Source organism: Rhizobium sp. AC27/96, assembly GCF_001692325.1.
GTDB lineage: Bacteria > Pseudomonadota > Alphaproteobacteria > Rhizobiales > Rhizobiaceae > Rhizobium.
Genome location: NZ_LXKN01000018.1, coordinates 995,199 through 1,017,640, shown reverse-complemented (window position 1 = coordinate 1,017,640; position 22,442 = coordinate 995,199). Strand labels below are relative to the sequence as shown.

Here is a 22,442-nt window from a genome sequence, read left to right as displayed (position 1 = left end):
TCTCCCTATGCATTTCCCGTGGCGGCACGCACCAGCGTTTCCGGTGTCAGCTCTCCGCGATCGAACAGACCGGCCGAAAGCCCCTCCTTCATCACAAGCACGCGGTCCGCCATGCCGATGATCTCCGGCAGCTCAGAGGAGATCATGATGATGCTGAGCCCTTCGGCCGCCAATTCGCTGATGAAGCCGTGGACGGCCGCTTTCGAGCCGATGTCGATACCCTTTGTCGGCTCGTCGAGGATGATGATCTTCGGCTGCGTTGCCAGCCATTTGCCGATGACCACCTTCTGCTGGTTGCCGCCCGAGAGCGTGCCAACCGGCACGGAAAGTGCGGCCGCGCGCAGATCGAGGCGTTCGGCATATTTGCGTGCCAGTGCGAATTCGTTGGCCGCCTTCAGGAAACCCTTGCGCGAGGTGCGGCCGAGCGAGGGCAGCGACATGTTCTGATAGATCGGCATCGGCAGCGCCAGGCCATGACGGCCGCGCTCTTCCGGCACGTAGACTATGCCGGCGCGAATGGCGTCCTGCGGCGAGCGCACCTGGATTTCACGACCATCAAGCGTCAGGCGCCCGGAAATTGGACTAGTGATGCCGAAGAGTGATTGGCAAAGCTCCGAACGCCCAGCCCCGATCAGGCCGTAGACACCGAGGATTTCGCCACGCCTGAGCTTGAAGGAGATGTCGCGGAACTCCGTGCGGTGACAGTATCTATCGACTTCGAGGACAGTTTCTCCGAGCGCTACGGCGACCTTGGGAAATGCGTTTCCGACATCGCGCCCGACCATCATGCGGACGATCTCGTCCTGCGGCGTTTCCTTGAGCTTACCCTGGCCGACGGCGCGACCGTCACGGAAGACGGCGAAATTGTCGGCGATCTCGTAGAGTTCATCGAACTTGTGGCTTATGAAGAGGATGGCTTTGCCCTTGGCCTTCAACCCTTCGACGATGCGGAAGAGATCGTCGATCTCCTTGCGCGAAAGTGCGGCCGTCGGCTCGTCCATGATGACGATGCGGGCATCGATCGACAGCGCACGGGCGATCGCGACGAGGTGGCGCTGTGCGATGGAAAGATCTTTCAGCCGGGTTGAGGGATCGATGGCGCTTTCCAGCGATTCCAGCAGCTCCCTCGAGCGGCTGTTCATCGTCTTCCAGTCAATGGTGCGCCATGACGTGCGCGGCGCATGCCCGAGGAAGATGTTCTCGGCAACCGTCAACTCGTCGAAAAGTACGGTCTCCTGATGAATGGCGGTAACGCCGGCATCGATGGCGGCCTGTGCATTGGCAAAGGTGGTCGGCTTGCCGTCAATCAGGATCTCGCCTTCGTTCGGGCGGTAGATGCCTGTGAGAATCTTGACCAGCGTCGATTTGCCGGCGCCATTTTCACCGATGAGAGCGGTCACCTTGCCGGGGTAGAGAGAAATGCTGACGCCATCCAGCGCCTTGACGCCGGGAAAGATCTGCGAAATGCCGCGCATTTCCAGAATGGCCGTGTCACTTGCGGCTGCTGCGTTCGTGACGGGTCGTTGAAGGACAGTGGTCATCAGCAATATACCGGATCAATGAAACCAGGTCCGGCGGCTGACGCCGCCGGAGAGCTGTGGATACGATTTTCGATCAGAAAACCTTGGAGAACTGATCGATATTCGTGGCGTTGTAGACGAACGGATCGGCCATGGCGGCTTCGCCGTTTTCGCCAACCTTGATCTTGCCCATGCGGCCGGCATTGATCTCGCTGCCCGGCTTGCCGTCGGTCTCACCCTTCACGAGGCGATAGGCGATCTGCGTTGCCGAATAACCGAGGTCGATCGGGTTCCAGATCGCGAATTCCTTCGTCGCGCCAGACTTGATGGCGCCGGCCATTTCGGACGGCAGACCGAGACCGGTCACGTAGACCTTGCCGATCTTGCCGGCATCCTTGACGGCCTGCGAAGCGGCGAGCACGCCGACGGTCGTCGGAGCGACGATGACCTTGACTTCCGGATGCGAGGTCAGGAGGCCCTGTGCCTCGCGATAGCTCTTGTCCGAGAGGTCGTCACCATAGACTGTCGTGACCAGATTGAGGCCGGGGAAGTCCTTGAGCTGCTTCTTCATCTCGCCGATCCAGATGTTCTGGTTGGTCGAGGTGGTCGTGGCCGACAGGATGGCGAAATCGCCCTTGCCGCCATCGAGATGATCCTTGGCGAGCGTCAGGCACATCTTGCCGATCAGCTCGTTCGAGGAGGGGTTCAGCTGCAGAATACGGCCGGCCTTTGCGACACCGGAATCCCAGGAGATGACCTTGATGCCGCGCTGTGTCGCCTTCTTGAGTGCCGGGACGACTGCATCGGGATCGTTGGCGGAAATGGCGATGGCGTCGACACCCTGCGCGATCAGCGAGTTGATCACTTCGATCTGGCCTTCGGCCGTGGTCGAGGTCGGGCCGGTGTAGATCACCTGCACGCCACCGAGATCCTTGGCGGCTTCCTGTGCGCCCTTGTTGGCGGCTTCGAAGAAGCCGTTACCCAGCGACTTCACCACGAGGCCGATCTTGATGTCTTTGGCACTGGCGGTCCCGGCCATCAGTGTCGCGGCAAGCGCGACGCCGATCGCCAGTTTCTTTGCTATATTCATGTCTCTTCCTCCCAAGTTGATAGGCTATGCTCACCCCATCACAGCCGCATCCCTTATGCGACCGACGGGGAATCTTCCTCCTCGGCCTCAGCCGAAACATTTGCGATAATCAGTGACACGCCGGCTCCCTCGATCATCCGCACCGTGTCTGCCGAAATGCCGTCATCGGTGATGATCGTCGTCACCTGTTCGAGTGGGCAAAGGATCAGGCTCGAGCGTTGACGGAACTTGCTGGAGTCGACCATGACGATGAGTTCATCGGCCTGGCGCATCAGCTTCTGTTCGCTCTGGATCAGCAGCCCGTCGGCTTCCATGATACCAAGCGGGCCGACACCCTGGGCGCCGAGGAACATGCGACGCGCATAGAAATTGCGGGTCGTGTCATTGTCGAAGGGCGACAGGATGAGGCTCTGCTCGCGATAGATCGCGCCGCCCGGCACCGTCACCGTATTTTTCGAATGCTTGACCAGATGTTCGGCGATGGCGAAGGAATTGGTCATCACCTGCAGCCGGAAGGCCGAGATGTAATGCACGAGCTGAAAGGTGGTCGTGCCGCCATTGATGATGATGGCATCACCCGGATTGCATAATTCAGCCGCTTTGCGCGCAATTGCGCGTTTCTTATCGATATTGACCGATTCCGAGACGCGGAAGGGTCGGCCGGCCAGGCTGCCGAGCTGCGCGGGATGGATTGATTCTGCGCCGCCACGGACGCGGCGGATCTTTCCCTGCACATGCAGGGCGGCGATATCACGGCGTATCGTCGCTTCCGAAGCCTCTGTCAGCTCGGAAATATCCTGAATCGTCACCACAGGCTTTTCCTGTACGGCGCTCAGAATAATGCGATGGCGTTCACGTTCGTGCATCGGCTCCTCCTTGTTGGGGGTTATTTCGCAATTATGACAAGGTGTCAATCATAAACGATCATAAACTTTCATATTGCATCGCAGCATTGCTGATTATGATCGTTTTCGATTGACAAGGTGACTGTACGTGAGCGATATCCTGCTCACAAAGAGTGGTGCCATCATGTTCCGGTCCGCTCGCAAGACTTGATTTTCAAGGGAGGATGACATGGCGGCTGACGTTCAGCTTCTGAAGAACCGTTGGGATGATGCATATGCTGATGGCCTCGATGAGCCGGGCAAACTGCTCTACCGGTCGAATCTGCTGGGTGCCGACAAGCGTATCACCAACTACGGCGGCGGCAATACGTCGGCCAAGGTCATGGAAACCGATCCTCTGACCGGAGGGAAGGTCAAGGTCCTGTGGGTCAAGGGCTCTGGCGGCGATGTCGGCACCATCAAGCTCGACGGCTTCGCGACGCTCTACCAGGATAAGCTCGACAGCCTGAAGAGCATCTACAAGGGCGTTGCCGACGAAGACCGCATGGTTGGCTTCCTGCCGCATTGCACCTTCAATCTGAATGCCCGCGCCGCCTCCATCGACACGCCGCTGCATGGTTTCGTGCCATTCACCCATGTCGACCACATGCACCCCGATGCCATCATCGCCATCGCCGCCTCGAAGAACTCGCGCGAACTGACGCGGGAGATCTTCGGCGACGACATCGGCTGGCTGCCCTGGCGCCGCCCCGGCTTCCAGCTCGGCCTCGATCTCGAAGCCTTCGTCAAGGCGCATCCGAATGCCAAGGGCGTCGTGCTTGAAAGCCACGGTCTCTTCACCTGGGACAATGATGCCAAGGCCTGCTACGAGCTGACGCTTGCCATCATCAACAAGGCGATTGAATGGTTTGCCGCCAAGACCGAAGGCAAGACCATCTTCGGTGGTGCCGCCGTTCAGAGCCTGTCACAGGCGGAGCGCCGTGCGATCGCAGCGCGGCTGATGCCCGAGATCCGCGGCCGCATCGGCAAGGCAGAGCGCAAGCTCGGCGATTTCGACGATCAGGATGCAGTTCTGGAGTTCGTCAATTCGAACAATCTTCGTCCGCTCGGCGCGCTCGGCACGAGTTGCCCGGATCATTTCCTGCGCACCAAGATCCGCCCGCTGATCGTCGATTTCGATCCGGCCAAGCCAGACGTCGATGCCGTCATCGCCGGCCTCGACAAGGCGTTGGAGGACTACCGCGCCGACTACGCGCGCTACTACAATGATTGCAAGCACGACAATTCGCCTGCCATGCGCGATCCGAACCCGGTGATATTCCTGGTGCCAGGCGTCGGCCTGCTGTCCTTTGCTCGTGACAAGGCGACCGCCCGCATCGCTGGCGAATTCTACGTCAATGCCATCAATGTCATGCGCGGCGCATCCACGGTGTCCGAATATCAGGGCCTGCCGGAGCAGGAAGCCTTCGATATCGAATATTGGCTGCTGGAAGAGGCAAAGCTGCAGCGCATGCCGAAGCCGAAGAGCCTTGCAGGCAAGGTCGCCTTCGTCACCGGCGGTGCCGGCGGTATCGGTCGCGCTACGGCGGCGCGCCTGGTGGGCGAGGGTGCCTGCGTGGTGCTGGCAGATATCGACGAAGCGGCGCTCAAGGGCACGCATGAGGATTTCAGCAAGAAATTCGGTGCCGATGCGGTGCGCAGCGTCAAGCTTGACGTCACCAAGGAAGACGCCGTCATTTCCACCTTCGCCGAGGCCTGTGTCGAATTCGGCGGCATCGATATTCTGGTGTCCAACGCCGGCATCGCATCGTCGGCGCCGATCGAGACCACCGAACTTTCGATGTGGAACCGCAATATCGACATTCTCGCGACCGGCTATTTCCTCGTCTCGCGCGAAGCCTTCCGCCTGTTCCGTCGTCAGAACCTCGGCGGCAACGTCGTCTTCGTTGCCTCGAAGAACGGCCTTGCTTCTTCGCCGAATGCAGCGGCCTATTGCACGGCCAAGGCTGCCGAAATCCATCTGGCGCGTTGCCTGGCATTGGAAGGCGCGGACGCCGGTATTCGTGTGAATACGGTCAACCCGGATGCGGTCTTGCGCGGCTCGAAGATCTGGAACGGCGAATGGCGAGAACAGCGGGCCGCCTCATCGAAGATCGAGGTGGACGACCTCGAAGAGCATTACCGCAAGCGCTCGATGCTGAAGCTCAATGTCTTCCCCGAGGACATTGCCGAAGCGATCTATTTCCTGGCTTCGGACCTCTCCGCCAAGTCGACGGGCAATATCATCAACGTTGATGCCGGCAACGCGCAGAGCTTTACGCGGTAGTTACAGGGGAAGCGGCGGCCTCGGGACCACCCTCGTGGTTCGAGGCTTTGCCGCCATCGCTTCGCTCTTGCGGCAGCGCACCTCACCATGAGGGTGGAGCGGCATTTGCGCTGGCTGACGGGAAGATCAGCCCTCACCCTGAGGTGGCCCGCAGGGCCCTCGAAGGGCGAGGGCGGGTGATGGCTTGCAGGTGATCGTACTATAAGATTTCGAATGACGTATCTGGGAGGAAAGAATGGCCGAGTTTAGAATTGCGACGGATCTGGTCGCCGCCGAAAACGACAAGCGCGCCGCCGCGCTGAAATCTGATTACGAGGCGCTTGGCGCCACGCTTTCCCGCCGTGGCGTCGATATCGAGGCCGTTACGAAGAAGGTCTCCGAATTTTTCGTTGCCGTCCCGTCCTGGGGTGTCGGCACCGGTGGCACGCGCTTTGCCCGCTTCCCCGGCACCGGTGAGCCGCGCGGCATTTTCGACAAGCTCGACGATTGCGCGGTCATTCAGCAGTTGACGCGGGCGACGCCGAAAGTCTCGCTGCATATCCCTTGGGACAAGGCAGACGTGAAGGAGCTGAAGGCCAAGGGGGAGGCGCTTGGCCTCGGCTTCGATGCTATGAATTCCAACACCTTCTCCGACGCGCCCGGCCAGGCGCATTCCTATAAGTTCGGTTCACTTAGCCATGTCGACGCGGCAACCCGTGCCCAGGCCGTCGAGCACAATATCGAGTGCATAGAGATCGGTAAGGCGCTCGGCTCCAAGGCGCTGACGGTCTGGATCGGCGACGGTTCCAACTTCCCCGGCCAGAGCAATTTCACCAAGGCGTTCGAGCGCTATCTCGCCGCCATGGCCGATATCTACAAGGCGCTGCCTGACGATTGGCGGCTGTTCTCCGAACACAAGATGTATGAGCCGGCCTTCTATTCGACGATCGTGCAGGATTGGGGCACCAATTACCTGATCGCACAGACACTGGGCCCGAAAGCTCACTGCCTCGTCGATCTCGGCCATCACGCGCCGAACACCAATATCGAAATGATCGTCGCCCGCCTCATCCAGTTCGGCAAGCTCGGCGGCTTTCACTTCAACGATTCCAAATATGGCGACGATGATCTCGATGCCGGCGCTATCGAGCCCTACCGCCTGTTTCTCGTCTTCAACGAGCTGGTCGATGCCGAACGGCGCGGCGTCAACGATTTCAATCCGGCGCATATGATCGACCAGTCGCACAATGTTACCGACCCGATCGAAAGCCTGATTTCCAGCGCCAACGAGATCCGCCGTGCCTATGCCCAGGCACTCATTGTCGACCGCAAGGCGCTGGCCGAATATCAGGACGCCAATGATGCGCTGATGGCGTCGGAAACGCTGAAGCGCGCCTATCGCGCCGATGTCGAGCCGATCCTGGCCGAAGCCCGCCGCCGCGCCGGCGGCGCCATCGATCCGGTCGCGACTTATCGGGCCAGCGGCTATCGCCAGAAGGTTGCCGGCGAACGCCCGGCCTCGGTTGGCGGCAGCGGCGGGATTATCTGAGAGCCTTATAGCTCCGGCGGATTGGCGAACGGATCGAGTGATCGGACATCCATTAGCTGGAAGTGCCTCAGGTTCCGGGTGAGAACCGTGTAGTCGTGCCGCAGCGCCGTTGCGGCAATGGCTGCATCTTCGAACCCAGGGTCTCCACCGCGCCCGACTGCTTGATCGAACAGGCGGCCGGCAATGCGCGCGGTCGCCGTATCGAGCGTTAGGATACGTTCACCATAGAGATGAAGAGTAAGTTCGAGCCATTCACCAAGCAGACTGGCTTTCTTGCTGGCGCCTGTGCGTTGGGCCTTCGCGATGCCGGCTTCTATTTCAGCAACGGTGACGGCGGACAGAAAAAATTGATCGGCATGCGCCGCGATCCAAGCCCGAACCGCCTGTGACAATAGATCTTGCGCCCGCAACGGCGATGTTGCCGAAATAATATTCGTATCAAGGAGATACATCAGATGTCGGCGTCGCGCAGCGATCGGCCCGGCTTGCGTGCGGGCAGATCGTCGTCTTCCAATGGGGCGTTGGTGAGCAACCAGCCAAAGGACGGAACCTGCTTCAGTTTTTGATACTCGTCATAGGAAATGATGACGGCGGTGCGTTGTCCATGGCGGGTGATGACAGCGCCATTGCCATCGAGAGCGTCATCGACAACGGCGGAAAGTGTTGCCTTCACGTCCTTCAGCTGAATTTCTCTCACGGATCACCTATATGACTAGTATGGTCATAATATAAGCGCCTAGTGAAATCCCGTCAATCTCTGCTGTCAATAACCGAGCGCAATCCCATCCTTGCGGTGGTCGGAGCCTCCGAGCAGGATGCCGCGCTCCTGATCGATCATGATCGCCTGCGCCCCGCCGATCGGCTCGTCCGCCCATTCGACGATATGGCCGCGGCGTTCGAGATTTCGCTTCGTTTCTTCCGATATCGTCGGCTCGAGTGACAGCTTGCCGCCGAAAGAGAAGCTGCGTGGCTGGTCGCTTGCCTGTTGCGGATCGAGATCGCGGTCGAGGACTTGCGTCAGCATATGGGCATGGCCGGCTGCCTGATATTGCCCGCCCATGACGCCGAAGCTCATGCGCACCTTGCCGTTCTGCATCAGCATCGCGGGAATAATTGTGTGGAAGGGAAGCTTGCCGGGGCCGATGGCGTTGGGATGACCCTGCTTGACAACGAAGCCGGCGCCGCGGTTCTGCAGGAGCACGCCCGAGCGCGGTGCGTAAATGCCGCTGCCGAAAGCCATGAAGACGGAGTTGATCAGCGAAATGGCATTGCCGTCGCGATCGACGACCGAGACATAGACCGTGTCGCGATGCTCCGGCCCATCCCAGATTTTGGTGTCAGCGGCGCGCTCGAGGCTGATCTTTGCCCGCATGGCTTCGATCGAGCGATCCGACAGCAGTGTGTCGATGTCGAAGGTGACATGGTCCGGATCGCAGATCAGCTGATCGCGCATGGCATAGCCGGCCTTGGTCGCTTCGGCATGCAGGTGGATGCGATCGGCTTCGGAAAGCTTGGGGTCGCGAAGATCGAAGCCGTCGAGGATGCGGGTGATCAGCAGAGCCGCCAGGCCCTGGCCGTTCGGCGGGCATTCCACGAGATCATGGCCGCGAAATTTGCCCGAGATCGGCTTGGTCTCGAACGCCCTGAAGTCGGCGAAGTCGCTTTCCTCGTGCAGACCGCCCAGAGATTTGAGCAGCGTCGTGATCTCTTCGGCCACCGGGCCGCGATAAAAGGCGTCACGACCATGCCTGGCGATGGCTTTCAGCGTCGCGGCAAGAGCGGGATTGGTGATGCGTTCGCCGGTTCGGGGCGCGCGGCCATTGGGCAGGAAATAGGCGGCAGCCCCCGGATATTTGGCGACGCGGTCGCTATAGCGATGCCAGTCGAGCTCGACGCGCGGCGTGATGCAATAGCCCTCCTCGGCGGCGGCGATGGCCGGAGCCAGGACGCGGTCCATGCCGAGCCGGCCGTAGGAGCCGATCAGCCGGCACCAGGCGTCGATCGCGCCGGGAATGGTGACGGCATGCGCGCTATCGTCGGGGATGGCTGTGAAGCCCTGTTCGAGGAAATAGTCAAGTTTGGCCTTTTGCGGAGCGCGGCCGGAGCCGTTAAGCGCGACAGGCATGCTGCCTCCAGCGCTGTAAAGGGCAAAGCAGTCGCCGCCAATGCCGGTCATGTGCGGGTCGATGACTGATTGCAGCGCGACTGCGGCAACGGCGGCATCAACGGCATTGCCACCGGCGCGGAGAATGTCGACGGCGGCGAGCGTCGCCAGGGGGTGCGAGGTTGCGGCCATGCCCTTGTCCGAAATGGCGACCGAACGGCCGGGCTTGAAAAAATCTCGCTGCTGCATGTCGTCGACGTCCTCTATCTGCCTTGCGTCCATCCGCGCAGGGCGCGGCGTCGATAGTGTTTTAAGGTCTTTTCATCGTCATGGAAGTGCCGAGCTTTGTGGTCTTGCAATTTTCAGGCGCCTTTCACGCGACGAGTGTGTGATCGGCTCGCTAAGTAGCGAAGATGTCGGGATATTTGTCATGTTCATCTGCCAAATTCGAGATGAAGCTGGCGTCGTCGTCACGACAATCGCGGCAGCGTCTGCTTTTTTGACGCCTGTGCTCCGAATGGTCACTTTAGGGTGGCCCGACTCTGGGAATTGAGTATTGTCGATGGCAATCGTGGCCATGATTTGAACGTTGATGGCGATCGCGAAAGACAGAGCTTGCGCTCGATCAGGTGAGGAAATTCAATATGACGACTGACATTAACGGCTTTGCCGGGCGCCTGAAGCGCCGCGAAAATGGCGGCATGATCTCCGGCTGGGTTGGCACGCCCGACCCGATGTTCGTCAATCACCTTGCCCAGGAAGATTTCGATAGCGTCGTGCTGGATATGCAGCATGGCATGTGGGACATGACATCGGCTGCAAACGGCATTGCCTATGTCAGATTGACCGGTAAGCCGGCCATTGCCCGCATCCCCGTCGGCGATTTCGCCTCCGCGTCGAGGCTCCTGGACGCAGGCGCTTCGGGCATCATCGCGCCGATGATCAATTCTGCCGACGACGCCCGCGCTTTGGTGAAGGCAACGAAATATCCGCCGCTTGGCGAGCGCAGCTGGGGGCCTTCGCTCGCCCTCAATCATTTTGGCCTGCCGGCGGAAGATTATCTGCAAAGCGCCAACAGCCTGACGGTTACCATTGCCATGATCGAAACCCGCACGGCTCTGGATGCGATCGACGAGATCCTTGCCGTCGACGGCATCGATGGCATCTTCGTCGGTCCGTCCGATCTTTCCATCGCGCTTTCGAACGGCGCGCGGCTTGCGCCCGATAGCGCTGCGATTGATCAGGCACTCGCCACCGCGCTCGCACGCTGCCGCGCCCACGGCAAGGTCATCTGCGCCTTCGCTGGTGATGGCGAGCGCGCCGGGCAATATCTGAAGCTCGGCCTCGATCTGGTGATCGCCGGCACGGATACGGCGCAACTGCGCGCGGGTGCCCGTGCGGCCATTCAGGCTGCGCGAAAAAGCGCTGATTGATAATCGGCTGGGATAAAAGCTGCCCGGGGTATTCCACGGGCAGCGAGCGATGGGTTGCGCTAGTTCACCAGCTTTACGTAGCAGGGCCGGTAGGTCTCCGTACCGCAGCCGCCACCGACGGCTTGCGCCGGTGTAATTGTGTTTTGGATAGCGATTGCCGCGAGTGCGACGGCGATGATTGTCAAAACAGTTTTGGTATATCTGTCCATGAGCCATTCTTTCAAAAGTAGTGTTGCAATGTTATGCACTTTAAAATTGCTTTTATAAAAGTCAATTACAAAAAGTTGCATCTGGCGGCTTTCTGTTAGCGAGCGCGCCCGCCAAGGAATTCCCGCCTTTCCCTGGTCAAGGAGTGCCGTACCGCACTTGCGTCGCCAATCAGCTGCGGGCATTCTCGCGTCGACATGGCGGAGCGAAACGATTTGGCGAAAGTGCATGCATTGGCAGTAGGACGTGGCTTGCGGCGCGAAGCGGGCCAGCGGGTGACCTTGCGTACCGTTGCGACGGCGCTCGGCCTCTCGGTCACAACTGTCAGCCGGGCCTTGAAGGAGGGACCGGAGGTCAATCGCGAAACCATTGAGCTGGTCAAGCGCGCTGCGGGCGAACTCGGCTATCGCCCCAACCTCGGCGGCATCAATCTTCGCACCGGCAAGACGCATGCGATTGGAATCGTGCTGCCTTTTGGCCGCGAAGGCGAGATGAACATTGTCGTCGCCTCGCTGATCGAGGGCGCATCGCGCTATATGAAGGCTAGGGGTTACCGCACGACCATCGTGCCGCAATTGCAGGCCGATGATCCGCTGGCGACTGTGCGCGATATCGTCGAGGAGGGGTCCGTCGACGGCATCATCATCACGCATACGACACCGCAGGATGATCGGGTGAAGTATCTGCTTGAGGTCGGCATGCCCTTTGTCACCTTCGGCCGTACCGAACTGTTGAGCTTGCATCCGAGCATCGATCTCGATCACGAGGTGATTGGGGCGCAAGCCGCGCGCCTGCTTCTCGATGCCGGCCATAGCAAGCCGCTGCTGATCGCGCCCAGCAACCAGTTCACCTATGGTCTGCAATTCGTCCGGGGCTGGCGCAAAACCTTTGCCGAACGCCATCTCGAAGTCGCAGATGATCTCATCCATTTCACAGGTGCAACACCCGATAGCGGTCGCGAGATGGCGAGGCACGTGGCGGCGCGAAATCCGGATGCAACGGCCGCTTTCGTTGCGAGCGAAGAGGCTGCTCTTGGCTTCCTTGCCGGTCTTCGCGACATCGGGCGCCAAGCCGGACAGAATTTCGCCTTGATCACCTACGGCGGCACGGCACTCCCTGATTTCTTCAATCCGCCGCTCAGCACTTTTTATTACTCCAACCACGCGATCGGTGAGCGACTGGCGGCCTTTCTAAGCCGGGCAATCGCCGGTGACGATCCCGGCGAATTGCGTGAAATCGTCCAGGCCGAATTCGTCGATCACAATAGCCAGAAGTTATCAGTCTGATCTTTGCGGCACTGAGCGGGGATCATGTATCCTGGCAAGCCGTTCGTAACGTTACGATTTTCGTATTTCATCGGTAAGCTGACTGTTTTGTGGCGTAAGCGGCGGCTTGACAGCTGCGTTATTATCTATCATTCGTAACGTTACGAATTGCTGTTTGGAGGGGATAGAGGCTCCGATCGGCAAGAAGATGAAAGCCTCGCCGCAGGCGGGCAATCATATTCCAAGGGAGGATGACGTGAGCCAGGGCTCGCTTTTTTTCGGATCACCAATCTGGACGTTCAATTGGAACCCGCCTTACGCCGCACCATTGCGGCGGCTGGCCCGCACCGGCTGTAAAGGCTTCGAGCTGACGGCATGGTCGGTCGACATGCTGGCCTATTATACGCCGGAGACCATTCGCGAGTTGAAGCACATCGCCGATGGCGAGGGGCTGGTGCTCACCAACTTCTTCTTCAATCTGCCCTTCAGCCGCGCCGCGAATGCTCCGGTTTCGACAGTCGATCTCGAGGGCTATAAGCGCGGAATGGATGTGGCGGCCGAGATCGGCACGCCTATCGTTACCAGCATGACGCCCTATCCCTTTCAATCCGACGTCAAGCCGATCCTCCAGCGCCCGATTTCGCAGGAGTGGGGTGCAGTCGTCGAGCCGCAATGGGACTGGACGGGTGAATATGATCTGGTGGTCGACGGCTTTGCCAAGGCCTGCGAGATTGCCGCTGCGGTCAATTTGCGGGTTGCGATCGAGCCGCATCCCTATCGCTGGGTCAGTTCCGGCCAGGGCATGCTGCGCCTGATCGAACGTACCGGCGCTCCCAACCTCGGTCTGAATTTCGATCCGAGCCACCTCTTTCCCGCCGGCGACATGCCGCATTACGTCGTGCTGGCGCTCGGCGATCGCATCTACAACACGCATTTTTCCGACAATGAGGGCCATACCAACGCCCATTGGCGACCGGGGCGCGGCAAGATCGACTGGAAGGCCATTTTCGCGGCGTTGCAGGCGATCGGCTATTCCGGCCCGATCACGTTGGAGCTGGAGGATGCGCCGGGTGCGTCGCACTGGACGCATTTCCGCGAGGCGACACCGGAATTCGATGAGGAAATGCGGCGTGGCATGAGCTATCTGCGCGCCGCCGCCGCCGAACTCGATATCACCATTTCCTAGAGGCTGTCCCAATGAGCAACGAACCCATGAAAGTCGGCATTGTCGGCGCCGGCAATATCAGCGCCACCTATGTCGCAACCCTGCACATGTTCGATTTCATCCGCGTGAAGTCGGTCTACGATCTCTACGGTTCATCGGCGCAAAAGCTGGCCGCGCAGTTCGGTATCGAGGCCGTGGCGCTCGACACGATGCTGGCTGATCCGGAAATCGGCCTGATCATCAATCTGACGACGCCGGTGTCGCATCATGCCATCAGCAAGAAGGCGTTGCTTGCCGGCAAGCATGTCTATTCGGAAAAGCCGCTCGGCGTCTCAATGGTCGAAGCGGAGGAGCTGATGTCGCTCGCACGGGCAGGCGACCTGCGGCTCGGCTGCGCTCCCGATACTTTCCTCGGCGGCGGCCATCAGCTGACGCGGCGGCTTCTGGACGAAGGCCGCATCGGCAAGACGATCTCGGCTACCGCCATGCTGCTTTTGCCCGGCCATGAGCATTGGCATCCCAACCCCGCCTTCTTCTATGGTCGCGGCGGCGGGCCGATGCTGGATGTCGGTCCCTATTATGTCACCAACCTGATTGCCCTGCTCGGGCCGGTGCGCGAAGTCTTCGGAACGGCAAAGATCACCCGCATCGAGCGGACGGTGAAAACCGATCCGCATCGCGGCGAAACCATCAAGGTGCTGGTGCCGACGCATCTGACCGGCGTGATGGAGTTCCACAGTGGCGCCACGGTGACCATCGCCACCAGCTTCGATGTCATCAAGCACAAGCACAACCAGATCGAGCTTTATGGTTCCGAGGGAACCATGGTGACCCCGGACCCGAACAACTTTAGCGGCAAGGTCGAGATATTCCGCGATGGCGGCGATGCCTGGGAGGAGATCGCGATCGACCATCCCTATACCCAAGGCGTGCCCGGCCATCTGGGCTTGCGCGGTTTGGGCGCGGCGGAAATGGTTGATTCCCTTCGCTCCGGGCGCCAGCATCGGGTATCGTCCGAACTTGCCTTCCATGCCCTGGAAGTCATGACGGCATTCGAGCGCTCGTCTCAATCACGCAGCGTCGTTGCAATCCATAGTAGCTGCGGCCGTCCGGACCCGATACAACGTACAATTAATGAGGGACGTTTCGCATAGGCTACGCTATAGCTTAGGAAAATGCAGTCCTTTTGGACTGTGGACTTGACGAGGGGCAATGCCTGAGGAAGCATTGCCCACTTGCCGCAGGGAACGGAGGCCCGGCGGCATAGCTTTGGAGGACTACAAAATTCGGCGGCCGATGTCCGGGGGGACTACGGTCGCTGAGCACAAGCGTTTGGAGAACGTTTTCAAAGGAGGAGGAACATATGCGTAAATTGATGATGGCATTGGTCGGCGCCACGGCGTTGGTCGCGGCAAGCGTGACCGGCGCTCTGGCCGAAGGCAAGAAAGCCGAGGTCCTGCATTGGTGGACGTCCGGTGGCGAAGCCGCCGCCGTGAAGGAGCTGGCCAAGGCCTTCAACGCCGCCGGCGGCGATTGGGTGGATACCGCGATTGCCGGCTCCGGCTCGACGGCTAGACCGATCGGCATCAACCGCATCATCGGCGGCAACCCGCCGACGGCGATGCAGTTCAATACCGGCACCCAGATGAATGACCTCGCCCAGCAGGGCCTGCTGCGTCCGCTCGACGATCTCGCCAAGGAACAGGATTGGAAATCCGTTCTGACGCCAGCCTTCTACCAGGCCATCCAGTTTCAGGGCCATATCTACGGCGCGCCGATCAACGACCACGGTCAGAACTGGCTGTTCTACTCCAAGCCCGTTTTCGCCAAGGCAGGTGTGACCGAAGAGCCGAAGACCTGGGATGAAATGTTTGCCGCGCTCGACAAGATCAAGGCTGCAGGCCTGATCCCGGTCGCCGTCGGTGGCCAGCCCTGGCAGCTCCAGCTGATGTTCAACGCCATCCTTCTCGGTGAAGGCGGCAAGGACCTCTATGGCAAGGTCTGGAAGGACCTCGATACCAATGCCGTCAAGTCCGACAAGTTCAAGCATGTCGCCGAAGTCTTCGCCAAGCTGCGCAACTACCAGGATGCGGGCAGCCCGAACCGTGACTGGAACGTCGCGACCGGCATGCTGATCGACGGCAAGGCCGGCATCCAGTTCATGGGTGACTGGGCCAAGGGCGAATTCATCCATGCCGGCCTCGTTGCCGACAAGGATTTCGGCTGCATCCTCGGACCGGGTGAATCCAACTTCATGATGGGCGGCGATATCTTCGTCTTCCCGGTCCTGAAGGACAAGACGGCGGTCGATGCCCAGACCTTGCTGGCAACGGTCATCATGTCCAAGGAAGGTCAGCTGGCCTTCAACTCCAAGAAGGGCTCCGTGCCGGTTCGTCTCGATGTTGATACGTCGAAGCTCGATGCCTGCGCGCAGAAGGGCCTGAACGCCCTCAAGGATCCGACCCGTCAGATCCTGACCTCTGACGTGCTGACGCCGCAGGACATCGTCCAGACGGAAGGCGACTTGATCGCCCAATATTGGACGACCCCCAGCATGACGGCAGATCAGTTCGCCGATCAGTTCGCCAAGGTCATCGACCAGGCGAAGTAAGCTTCAATCGACATCCATGCGGTGGCAGGTTCGCCTGCCGCCGGTTTTCATGAATGCTGAGGAGGAGCGCCATGAGCACACCTGAAACAAGCGCTGCCGTTGTCGGTGCGACCGTCGTAAAGCCGGGCGCAACCCGCAGGAAAATGCGTTTTTCGCCCTATATCGCCCTGTTCCCGGCCTTCGTCATCGTGCTGTTGGCTTATGTCGTGACTGTTGTCTGGAACATCTGGATATCTTTCACGGACAGCAAGGTGCTGCCGGTCAATATCTTCGTAGGAACCAAGCAGTACGAGCGGCTGTTTGACACCGCGCGCTGGCAGATATCGCTGCAGAATGTCGTGGTTTTCGGCATTCTCTTCATCGCCGGCTGTCTGATTCTCGGCTTCCTTCTCGCGGTTGCTCTCGACCAGAAGGTTCGCTTCGAAAACACGTTCCGGACGATCTTCCTCTATCCCTTCGCAATGTCCTTCATCGTCACGGGCCTCGTCTGGCAGTGGATCATGAATCCGACGCTTGGCCTACAGAAGGTTGCCGACAGCATCGGCTTCACCTGGTTCCGCTTCGACTGGATCGTCCAGAGCGATCTGGCGCTCTACGTCATCGTGCTGGCCGGCATATGGCAATCGACGGGCCTGGTGATGGCGATCATGCTGGCGGGATTGCGCGGCGTCGACCGCGAACTATGGAAGGCGACCCGCATCGACGGCATTCCGAGCTGGCGCGTCTATCTCCACATCGTCATCCCGATCCTGAGGCCGACCATCATCACCGCCAGCGTGCTTCTGGCGATCGCCGTTGTCAGGGTCTACGAACTGGTGCTGGCGACAACCGGCGGCGGGCCTGGGATTTCGACCGAAGTGCCCGGGAAATTCATCATGGATTACCTGTTCGGTCGCGGCAATATCGGGCTGGCGACCGCGGCATCGACCGTCATGTTCGCGACCGTGGTCGTCGTGGTGACGCCGTGGCTCTACTACGAATATTTCCGTGAAAAACCGAGGGGCAACTGATGACGACACCATCTTCCGTCAAAGCCACCATGCAGGGTCCGACCGGACGCAAACCGCAGCATCTGACGCCCGGGCGCATCGGCCTCTATGCCTTTCTGGTCATGGCGGCGCTGTTCTTCCTGCTACCGCTTTATGTAATGCTCGTCACCTCGTTCAAATCCATGCCGGAGATCCGGCAGGGCAATATCTTCGCCTTTCCGCAAGCGTGGTCTGCCGATGCCTGGGTGCAGGCATGGAGCACGGCCTGCACCGGCCTTGAATGCGGCGGCATCAGCGTCGGCTTCTGGAATTCGGTAAAGATCCTGATCCCGAGCATGATCCTGTCGATCTTCATTTCGTCGCTGACCGGCTATGCCCTCTCCTTCTGGCGGGTGAGGGGCGCGAACGTGCTGTTCGCCATCCTCCTGCTCGGAGCATTCATTCCCTATCAGGTGTTTATCTATCCGCTGGTGCTGATCTATCGCGACATCGGCATCTATTCGACACTGCCCTGCATCATCATCACCCATACGGTCTTCGGCCTGCCCGTGCTGACGCTGCTGTTTCGCAACTACTATTCCAGCCTGCCGATGGAACTGTTCAAGGCTGCCCGCATCGACGGGGCAGGGTTGTGGCAGATCTTCTTCCGGCTGATGATCCCCATGTCGATCCCCATCCTCGTCGTCGCGGGGATCCTGCAGGTGACCGGCATCTGGAACGATTTCCTGTTCGGCGTCGTCTTCGCCGGCCGGGAAAACTTCCCCATGACCGTGCAGCTCAACAACATCGTCAACTCCACCCAGGGCGAGAAGCTTTACAACGTCAACATGGCGGCAACCATTCTGACCGCCCTTATTCCGTTGATCGTCTATTTCGGTTCGGGTCGCTGGTTCGTGCGCGGTATCACCGCGGGCGCAGTCAAGGGTTAGTTCATGGCCAATGTTTCCATTCGCGAACTTGCAATCAATTTCGGCGCTGTCAATGTGCTGAAATCGCTCAATCTCGAAGTGAATTCGGGCGAATTCATCGTCCTGCTCGGCCCCTCCGGTTGCGGCAAGTCGACCCTGCTTAATGCCATTGCCGGCCTTACCGATATCAGTGACGGCCAGATCTGGATCGGCGACAAGAACGTCACCTGGGAGGAGCCGAAGGATCGCGGCATCGGCATGGTGTTTCAATCCTATGCGCTCTATCCGACGATGACGGTCGAAGGAAATCTCTCCTTCGGGCTGCGCATTGCCGGTATGGCGAAGGAGGAGATTGCCCAGCGCGTCGATCGTGCCGTGCAGATCCTGCAGATCGATCCCTTGCGCAAGCGTCGGCCGGGCGAACTCTCAGGCGGCCAACGCCAGCGCGTCGCAATCGGCCGGGCCCTGGTGCGCGATGTCGATGTCTTCCTGTTTGACGAGCCGCTCTCCAACCTCGATGCGAAGCTTCGAACCGAACTGCGCGTCGAGCTGAAACGACTGCACAGTGGCCTCGGCTCGACCATGATCTATGTCACGCACGACCAGATCGAGGCGCTGACGCTGGCCGATCGCATCGCCGTCATGAGCGGCGGAGTCATCCAGCAGTTTGCCTCGCCGAAGGAAATCTATCGCCGACCGGTCAATCGCTTCGTTGCGGGCTTCGTCGGCTCGCCCTCGATGAACTTTTTGTCGGGGCAAGTCACGAGCAGTAACGGCGTGCCGGGCTTTCGGCTTGCAGATGGCCGGACGATCGATCTCAACGGCTATGAGTTTTCCGGCACACCCGGCGAGGGCCGCAAGGCCACGCTTGGTGTGCGGCCGGAGCAGATGCAGTTCAACGCGGCCAGCGATCGCGCCTCAAGCCTGCCGGCGACCTTCACGATCGTCGAGCCGATGGGGTCGGACAATCTGATCTGGGGCCAGGTTGGCAATGAAACTGTGTCGGTGCGTATCGATGCCGATGAAGAGGTCGCACTGAACAGCGAGCAGCCGGTCTATTTCCAGCCGGCTCTCGCATCGTTGTTCGGCGAGGATGGGCAGCGGCTTTAAAGCAATTCCAGCAAAATTATGCAGCGGTTTTGCTGGAATTGTTCAATCGCTCTATGAGCGGGCCAGTTCCTTGTCGAGAGCAGACAGAAGACGCGGATCATCCGCTGTCACGTCAGGCGCAAAACGGGCGGCGACCTTGCCGTCGCGGCCGATCAGGAATTTCTCGAAATTCCAGACGATGCCGCCATCCTCTCCGGTCTCGAGGCCGTGCTTTGCAAGGCGCTCGCGCATCGGCCCATCGCCCGTCGTTTCGACGCCGGAGGCGATGAGGCCGTTGTAGAGTGGATGCCGCTCTACGCCCGTGACGGCAATCTTGGAAAACATCGGGAACTGCACGTCGTAGGTCAGCGTGCAGAAGCTCAGGATATCCTCGTTCGTGCCGGGTTCCTGGCCCTTGAAATCATTAGCGGGAAAGCCGGCGATGATGAGACCTTCATCGCGCTTGTCCTCGTAAAGCTTTTCCAGCCCTTCGTATTGCACCGTCAGCCCGCATTTGGAGGCGACGTTGACGACCATGATCACCTTGCCGCGATAATCGGCAAGCGTCGTATCGCTGCCGTCGATCCTCTTTACCGGAATATCGAGCACGCTGTCGGTCATTTCATTCACTCCAAGTGAGACGGGAAACAGGATGCTGATATTTGCCTGGATTTGACGGACGTCAAGGTCTGAAACCGTCTCAGGCGGCCTCTTCCATCCTGACCAGATGGCCGGTCGAGACTTCCCGGTAGTGCCGCGTCGGCGGCGTATATCCCACTGGCCGCACCGGGCTCTTCAATTCATCGACAGCCAGATTGCGCTTGATCCCGCGGCGCGACGGATCCGGCACGGGAACCGCCGCCATGAGCTTCTTCGTATAGGCATGCTGCGGGTTTTCGAACACGGAAGCGCGGGGGCCGATTTCGACGATCTCGCCGAGATACATCACCGCGACGCGATGGCTGACACGCTCCACCACGGCCATGTCATGCGAGATGAAGAGATAGGAGAGGTTGAGGCTCTGTTGCAGGTCCATCAGCAGATTGCAGACCTGCGCCTTGATCGAAACATCGAGCGCCGAGACACTTTCGTCGGCAACGATCACCTTTGGATCGAGGGCAAGCGCGCGGGCAATGCAGATGCGTTGGCGCTGGCCGCCCGAGAATTCATGCGGGTAGCGGCTCATCATATCGGCCCTCAGCCCGACACGCTCCAAAAGGTCGGCGGCTTTCTCGCGAGCCTCGGCGCGCGAACCGAGGCGATGCTCGATGAAGGGCTCGGCGACAGCCGCTCCGATGGTCATGCGCGGATTGAGGCTGGCGAAGGGGTCCTGAAAGATCATCTGGATGCTGCGGCGCATGCGGCGCAGGTCCGGTGCACTTAGTTTCATCACGTCATAACCGTCGAGGCGGACGTCCCCGGACTTGGGATTGATGAGGCGCATGATGGAGCGTCCCGTCGTCGACTTGCCGCAACCGGATTCGCCCACCAGCGATAAGGTCTCTCCTTGGGCAAGATCGAAGGAGACATTCTCGACCGCATGAATGGCGCCCGTGGGGCGGGCGAGCAGGCCGCCGCGAAGTTCGAAGCGGGTGACGAGATTCTTGACTTCGAGAACCGGCGTCTTGCCATGGTCGACCGTGTCGGCAAGTGCCTTGGGTTCGCTGCGCTCGCCAGTCTGCGCGTCCACGACGGGAAAACGTAAAGGCTGGGCCTGATCCTTCATCGAGCCGAGCCGCGGTACGGCCGAGAGCAGCGCACGAGTGTAGGGATGCTGGCCGCGATGGAAGATGTCATCGGTTTTGCCTGTTTCCACCGCTTCGCCACGATACATGACGATGGTGCGGTCGGAGATCTCGGCGACGACACCCATGTCGTGGGTGATGAAGAGAACGGACATGCCTTCCTCCTCCTGCAGCACCTTGATGAGGTCGAGGATCTGCCCCTGAATGGTGACGTCGAGCGCCGTCGTTGGCTCGTCGGCGATCAGGAGTTTCGGGCGTGAGGCAAGCGCCATGGCGATCATCACGCGCTGGCGCATGCCGCCGGAAAACTGATGCGGATATTCGTCGAAGCGCGAGGATGCGTTGGGGATACGCACTTTTTCGAGCAGGCGAATGGTTTCCGCTCTGGCCTCAGCCTTGGAGATGTCGCCATGGCAGGTGAGCGCTTCGGAAATCTGCCGGCCGATGGTGAAGATCGGATTGAGAGAAGTCATCGGCTCCTGGAAGATCATGGCGATATCCTTGCCCCTGACCTTGCGCATCTCGCCCTCCGGAAGAGAAAGGATGTCGCGGCCATTGAGCCGGACGGAACCTTCGATACGGCTACTACCCTTGGCGAGCAGCCGCATGATCGAGAGCGAAGTGACGCTCTTGCCGGAGCCGCTTTCGCCTACGATGGCAACCGTTTCTCCCGGCATGACGTCAAAGGAGATATTCCTGACCACCTGACGCCATTCGCCATCGACCAGAAACGAGGTCGTCAGATTGGAAACGGCAAGAACGGGCTGCACACTCGGATCGTTCTGTTGCGTTGTAACTGTCGGCATAGAGTTCCCTTTTTATGATCTTACGCGCTGGCCAGATTTCAATCGACGCTGTTCATGATGGTACCGGTGTGGTGGCGAAGGAAGCCGAAGGACGCCCCTCGGCAATCCTTGCAGCGTCGAGAGCCGCAATCTTCTCATCGATCTCGCGGCGGTCGGTCATCCCGCTCGGGTTCTGCCGTGTCGGCATGGTTTCGCCGACATGGAGATAGCGTTCCTGTGCGACGGCATGGAGCCGCTCAAGTTCGGTGAGCGGATCGGCGCTGTCATCGACGCGGATGTTCAGCCAGGCATAGTCCTGATCGCGGTAAATCACGAGTGCGGCCGATTGCTTGCCGCGCTTGTCGCCGCCGACATTCTCACCGGCACGCATGGCTTCGAGCAGCCGGTCTGCGAGCGGCTTTCCTTCGGTCTTCTTGAAGGTCGCAAGCGTCTCGGCAATCACCTGCGGACCCGCCAGCATATTGCCGGCAACCGAGACATTGTCATCGACCAGATGGCCTGCCCAATCGACGCACTTGGCACCGGTGAAGGCAGCGTTGTTGCCCTTGCTGTCGATCAGGTGAAACTGCCGCTGCTCGCGCCCCTCGTCACGGGCACTTAGCGTTTCGATGATCTGGCTCGGCGCGTGACCTGCAGCCAGCATCGCTAGTCCATCGATGCCGTAAAGCGGGCTGGCAAAGGCCTGTGTCGCGACAGCGCCGATGCCGCCGCGAACATGCGGCACGATGCTGCCGACGGCAAAGAAGCGCGTGGCGACTGCAATGGCGAGATGGCCCGTTTCCGGCTCACGGGCAACGATCGACCAGGTCAT

At 60.0% G+C, this 22,442-nt stretch carries 20 protein-coding genes; 10 read left to right on the top strand and 10 right to left on the bottom strand.

Annotated features, from left to right (window positions below; genetic code table 11):
• Positions 1-5: 5 nt before the first annotated feature.
• The 3 genes from A6U86_RS18315 to A6U86_RS18305 all read right to left on the bottom strand — a co-directional run bounded on the left by A6U86_RS18315 (position 6) and on the right by A6U86_RS18305 (position 3,476).
• On the bottom strand, positions 6-1,541 hold the full coding sequence (locus A6U86_RS18315; RefSeq protein ID WP_068393887.1) for a sugar ABC transporter ATP-binding protein: 1,536 nt from the start codon (positions 1,539-1,541) through the stop codon (positions 6-8).
• A gap of 73 nt (positions 1,542-1,614) precedes the next feature.
• Positions 1,615-2,610 (bottom strand): rhamnose ABC transporter substrate-binding protein, encoded by a 996-nt coding sequence (rhaS, locus tag A6U86_RS18310; protein WP_068393885.1) that lies wholly within the window; start codon positions 2,608-2,610, stop codon positions 1,615-1,617.
• A 53-nt stretch (positions 2,611-2,663) separates the two neighbouring features.
• Positions 2,664-3,476 (bottom strand): DeoR/GlpR family DNA-binding transcription regulator, encoded by an 813-nt coding sequence (locus A6U86_RS18305; protein ID WP_068393884.1) that lies wholly within the window; start codon positions 3,474-3,476, stop codon positions 2,664-2,666.
• A gap of 208 nt (positions 3,477-3,684) precedes the next feature.
• Between A6U86_RS18305 and A6U86_RS18300 the strand changes: the two genes are divergently transcribed.
• Together A6U86_RS18300 and rhaI are read left to right on the top strand one after the other, a co-directional pair.
• Positions 3,685-5,781 (top strand): bifunctional rhamnulose-1-phosphate aldolase/short-chain dehydrogenase, encoded by a 2,097-nt coding sequence (locus tag A6U86_RS18300; RefSeq protein WP_068393883.1) that lies wholly within the window; start codon positions 3,685-3,687, stop codon positions 5,779-5,781.
• Between the two features lie 235 nt (positions 5,782-6,016).
• A complete protein-coding gene (gene rhaI, locus A6U86_RS18295) occupies positions 6,017-7,309 on the top strand; it encodes an L-rhamnose catabolism isomerase (RefSeq protein WP_068393881.1) in 1,293 nt (430 codons plus the stop codon).
• Between the two features lie 5 nt (positions 7,310-7,314).
• Here rhaI and A6U86_RS18290 read toward each other — a convergent pair whose 3' ends face one another.
• The 3 genes from A6U86_RS18290 to ggt all read right to left on the bottom strand — a co-directional run bounded on the left by A6U86_RS18290 (position 7,315) and on the right by ggt (position 9,662).
• Positions 7,315-7,761: a type II toxin-antitoxin system VapC family toxin gene (locus tag A6U86_RS18290; protein ID WP_068393880.1), complete on the bottom strand. Its 447-nt coding sequence runs from the start codon at positions 7,759-7,761 to the stop codon at positions 7,315-7,317.
• Complete coding sequence (locus A6U86_RS18285) at positions 7,761-8,006, bottom strand: type II toxin-antitoxin system Phd/YefM family antitoxin (protein ID WP_068393879.1); 246 nt, start codon at positions 8,004-8,006, stop codon at positions 7,761-7,763. The genes A6U86_RS18290 and A6U86_RS18285 overlap by 1 nt, the downstream gene beginning before the upstream one ends.
• 66 nt (positions 8,007-8,072) lie before the next feature.
• The gene (gene ggt, locus A6U86_RS18280; RefSeq protein WP_068394116.1) at positions 8,073-9,662 is read right to left on the bottom strand and encodes a gamma-glutamyltransferase; all 1,590 of its coding nucleotides are present in this window, start codon (positions 9,660-9,662) and stop codon (positions 8,073-8,075) included.
• A gap of 395 nt (positions 9,663-10,057) precedes the next feature.
• On the opposite strand from ggt, the gene A6U86_RS18275 reads away from it, so the two are divergent.
• Positions 10,058-10,846, top strand: a complete 789-nt coding sequence (locus A6U86_RS18275; protein WP_068393877.1) for an HpcH/HpaI aldolase/citrate lyase family protein — start codon at positions 10,058-10,060, stop codon at positions 10,844-10,846.
• Between the two features lie 59 nt (positions 10,847-10,905).
• Here the strand turns inward: A6U86_RS18275 and A6U86_RS18270 are convergent, their stop codons facing one another.
• Positions 10,906-11,238 carry a hypothetical protein gene (locus A6U86_RS18270; RefSeq protein ID WP_083196878.1) on the bottom strand — a complete coding sequence of 111 codons (333 nt, stop codon included), beginning with the start codon at positions 11,236-11,238 and terminating at the stop codon, positions 10,906-10,908.
• A 39-nt stretch (positions 11,239-11,277) separates the two neighbouring features.
• Here A6U86_RS18270 and A6U86_RS18265 point away from each other — a divergent pair, with 39 nt between their 5' ends.
• The 7 genes from A6U86_RS18265 (at position 11,278) to A6U86_RS18235 (ending at position 19,101) form a co-directional block, all read left to right on the top strand.
• Complete coding sequence (locus A6U86_RS18265) at positions 11,278-12,339, top strand: LacI family transcriptional regulator (protein WP_244509985.1); 1,062 nt, start codon at positions 11,278-11,280, stop codon at positions 12,337-12,339.
• Between the two features lie 235 nt (positions 12,340-12,574).
• Positions 12,575-13,504 (top strand): sugar phosphate isomerase/epimerase, encoded by a 930-nt coding sequence (locus A6U86_RS18260; RefSeq protein WP_158008763.1) that lies wholly within the window; start codon positions 12,575-12,577, stop codon positions 13,502-13,504.
• 11 nt (positions 13,505-13,515) lie between these two features.
• Entirely contained in the window at positions 13,516-14,637 is a 1,122-nt protein-coding gene (locus tag A6U86_RS18255; protein ID WP_068393872.1) for a Gfo/Idh/MocA family protein, read from the top strand.
• Between the two features lie 209 nt (positions 14,638-14,846).
• The gene (locus A6U86_RS18250; protein ID WP_083196876.1) at positions 14,847-16,094 is read left to right on the top strand and encodes an ABC transporter substrate-binding protein; all 1,248 of its coding nucleotides are present in this window, start codon (positions 14,847-14,849) and stop codon (positions 16,092-16,094) included.
• A gap of 71 nt (positions 16,095-16,165) precedes the next feature.
• Positions 16,166-17,104, top strand: coding sequence for a carbohydrate ABC transporter permease (locus tag A6U86_RS18245; RefSeq protein ID WP_077467726.1), 939 nt, complete (start codon positions 16,166-16,168; stop codon positions 17,102-17,104).
• Positions 17,104-18,012 (top strand): carbohydrate ABC transporter permease, encoded by a 909-nt coding sequence (locus tag A6U86_RS18240; RefSeq protein ID WP_068393869.1) that lies wholly within the window; start codon positions 17,104-17,106, stop codon positions 18,010-18,012. The genes A6U86_RS18245 and A6U86_RS18240 overlap by 1 nt, the downstream gene beginning before the upstream one ends.
• A 3-nt stretch (positions 18,013-18,015) precedes the next feature.
• Positions 18,016-19,101, top strand: coding sequence for an ABC transporter ATP-binding protein (locus A6U86_RS18235; protein ID WP_068393868.1), 1,086 nt, complete (start codon positions 18,016-18,018; stop codon positions 19,099-19,101).
• 51 nt (positions 19,102-19,152) lie between these two features.
• Here the strand turns inward: A6U86_RS18235 and A6U86_RS18230 are convergent, their stop codons facing one another.
• The 3 genes from A6U86_RS18230 to A6U86_RS18220 all read right to left on the bottom strand — a co-directional run bounded on the left by A6U86_RS18230 (position 19,153) and on the right by A6U86_RS18220 (position 22,442).
• Entirely contained in the window at positions 19,153-19,701 is a 549-nt protein-coding gene (locus tag A6U86_RS18230; RefSeq protein WP_068394110.1) for a glutathione peroxidase, read from the bottom strand.
• Between the two features lie 79 nt (positions 19,702-19,780).
• Positions 19,781-21,631, bottom strand: coding sequence for an ABC transporter ATP-binding protein (locus A6U86_RS18225; protein WP_068393867.1), 1,851 nt, complete (start codon positions 21,629-21,631; stop codon positions 19,781-19,783).
• Between the two features lie 52 nt (positions 21,632-21,683).
• Positions 21,684-22,442 carry a DUF1028 domain-containing protein gene (locus A6U86_RS18220; RefSeq protein WP_068393865.1) on the bottom strand — a complete coding sequence of 253 codons (759 nt, stop codon included), beginning with the start codon at positions 22,440-22,442 and terminating at the stop codon, positions 21,684-21,686.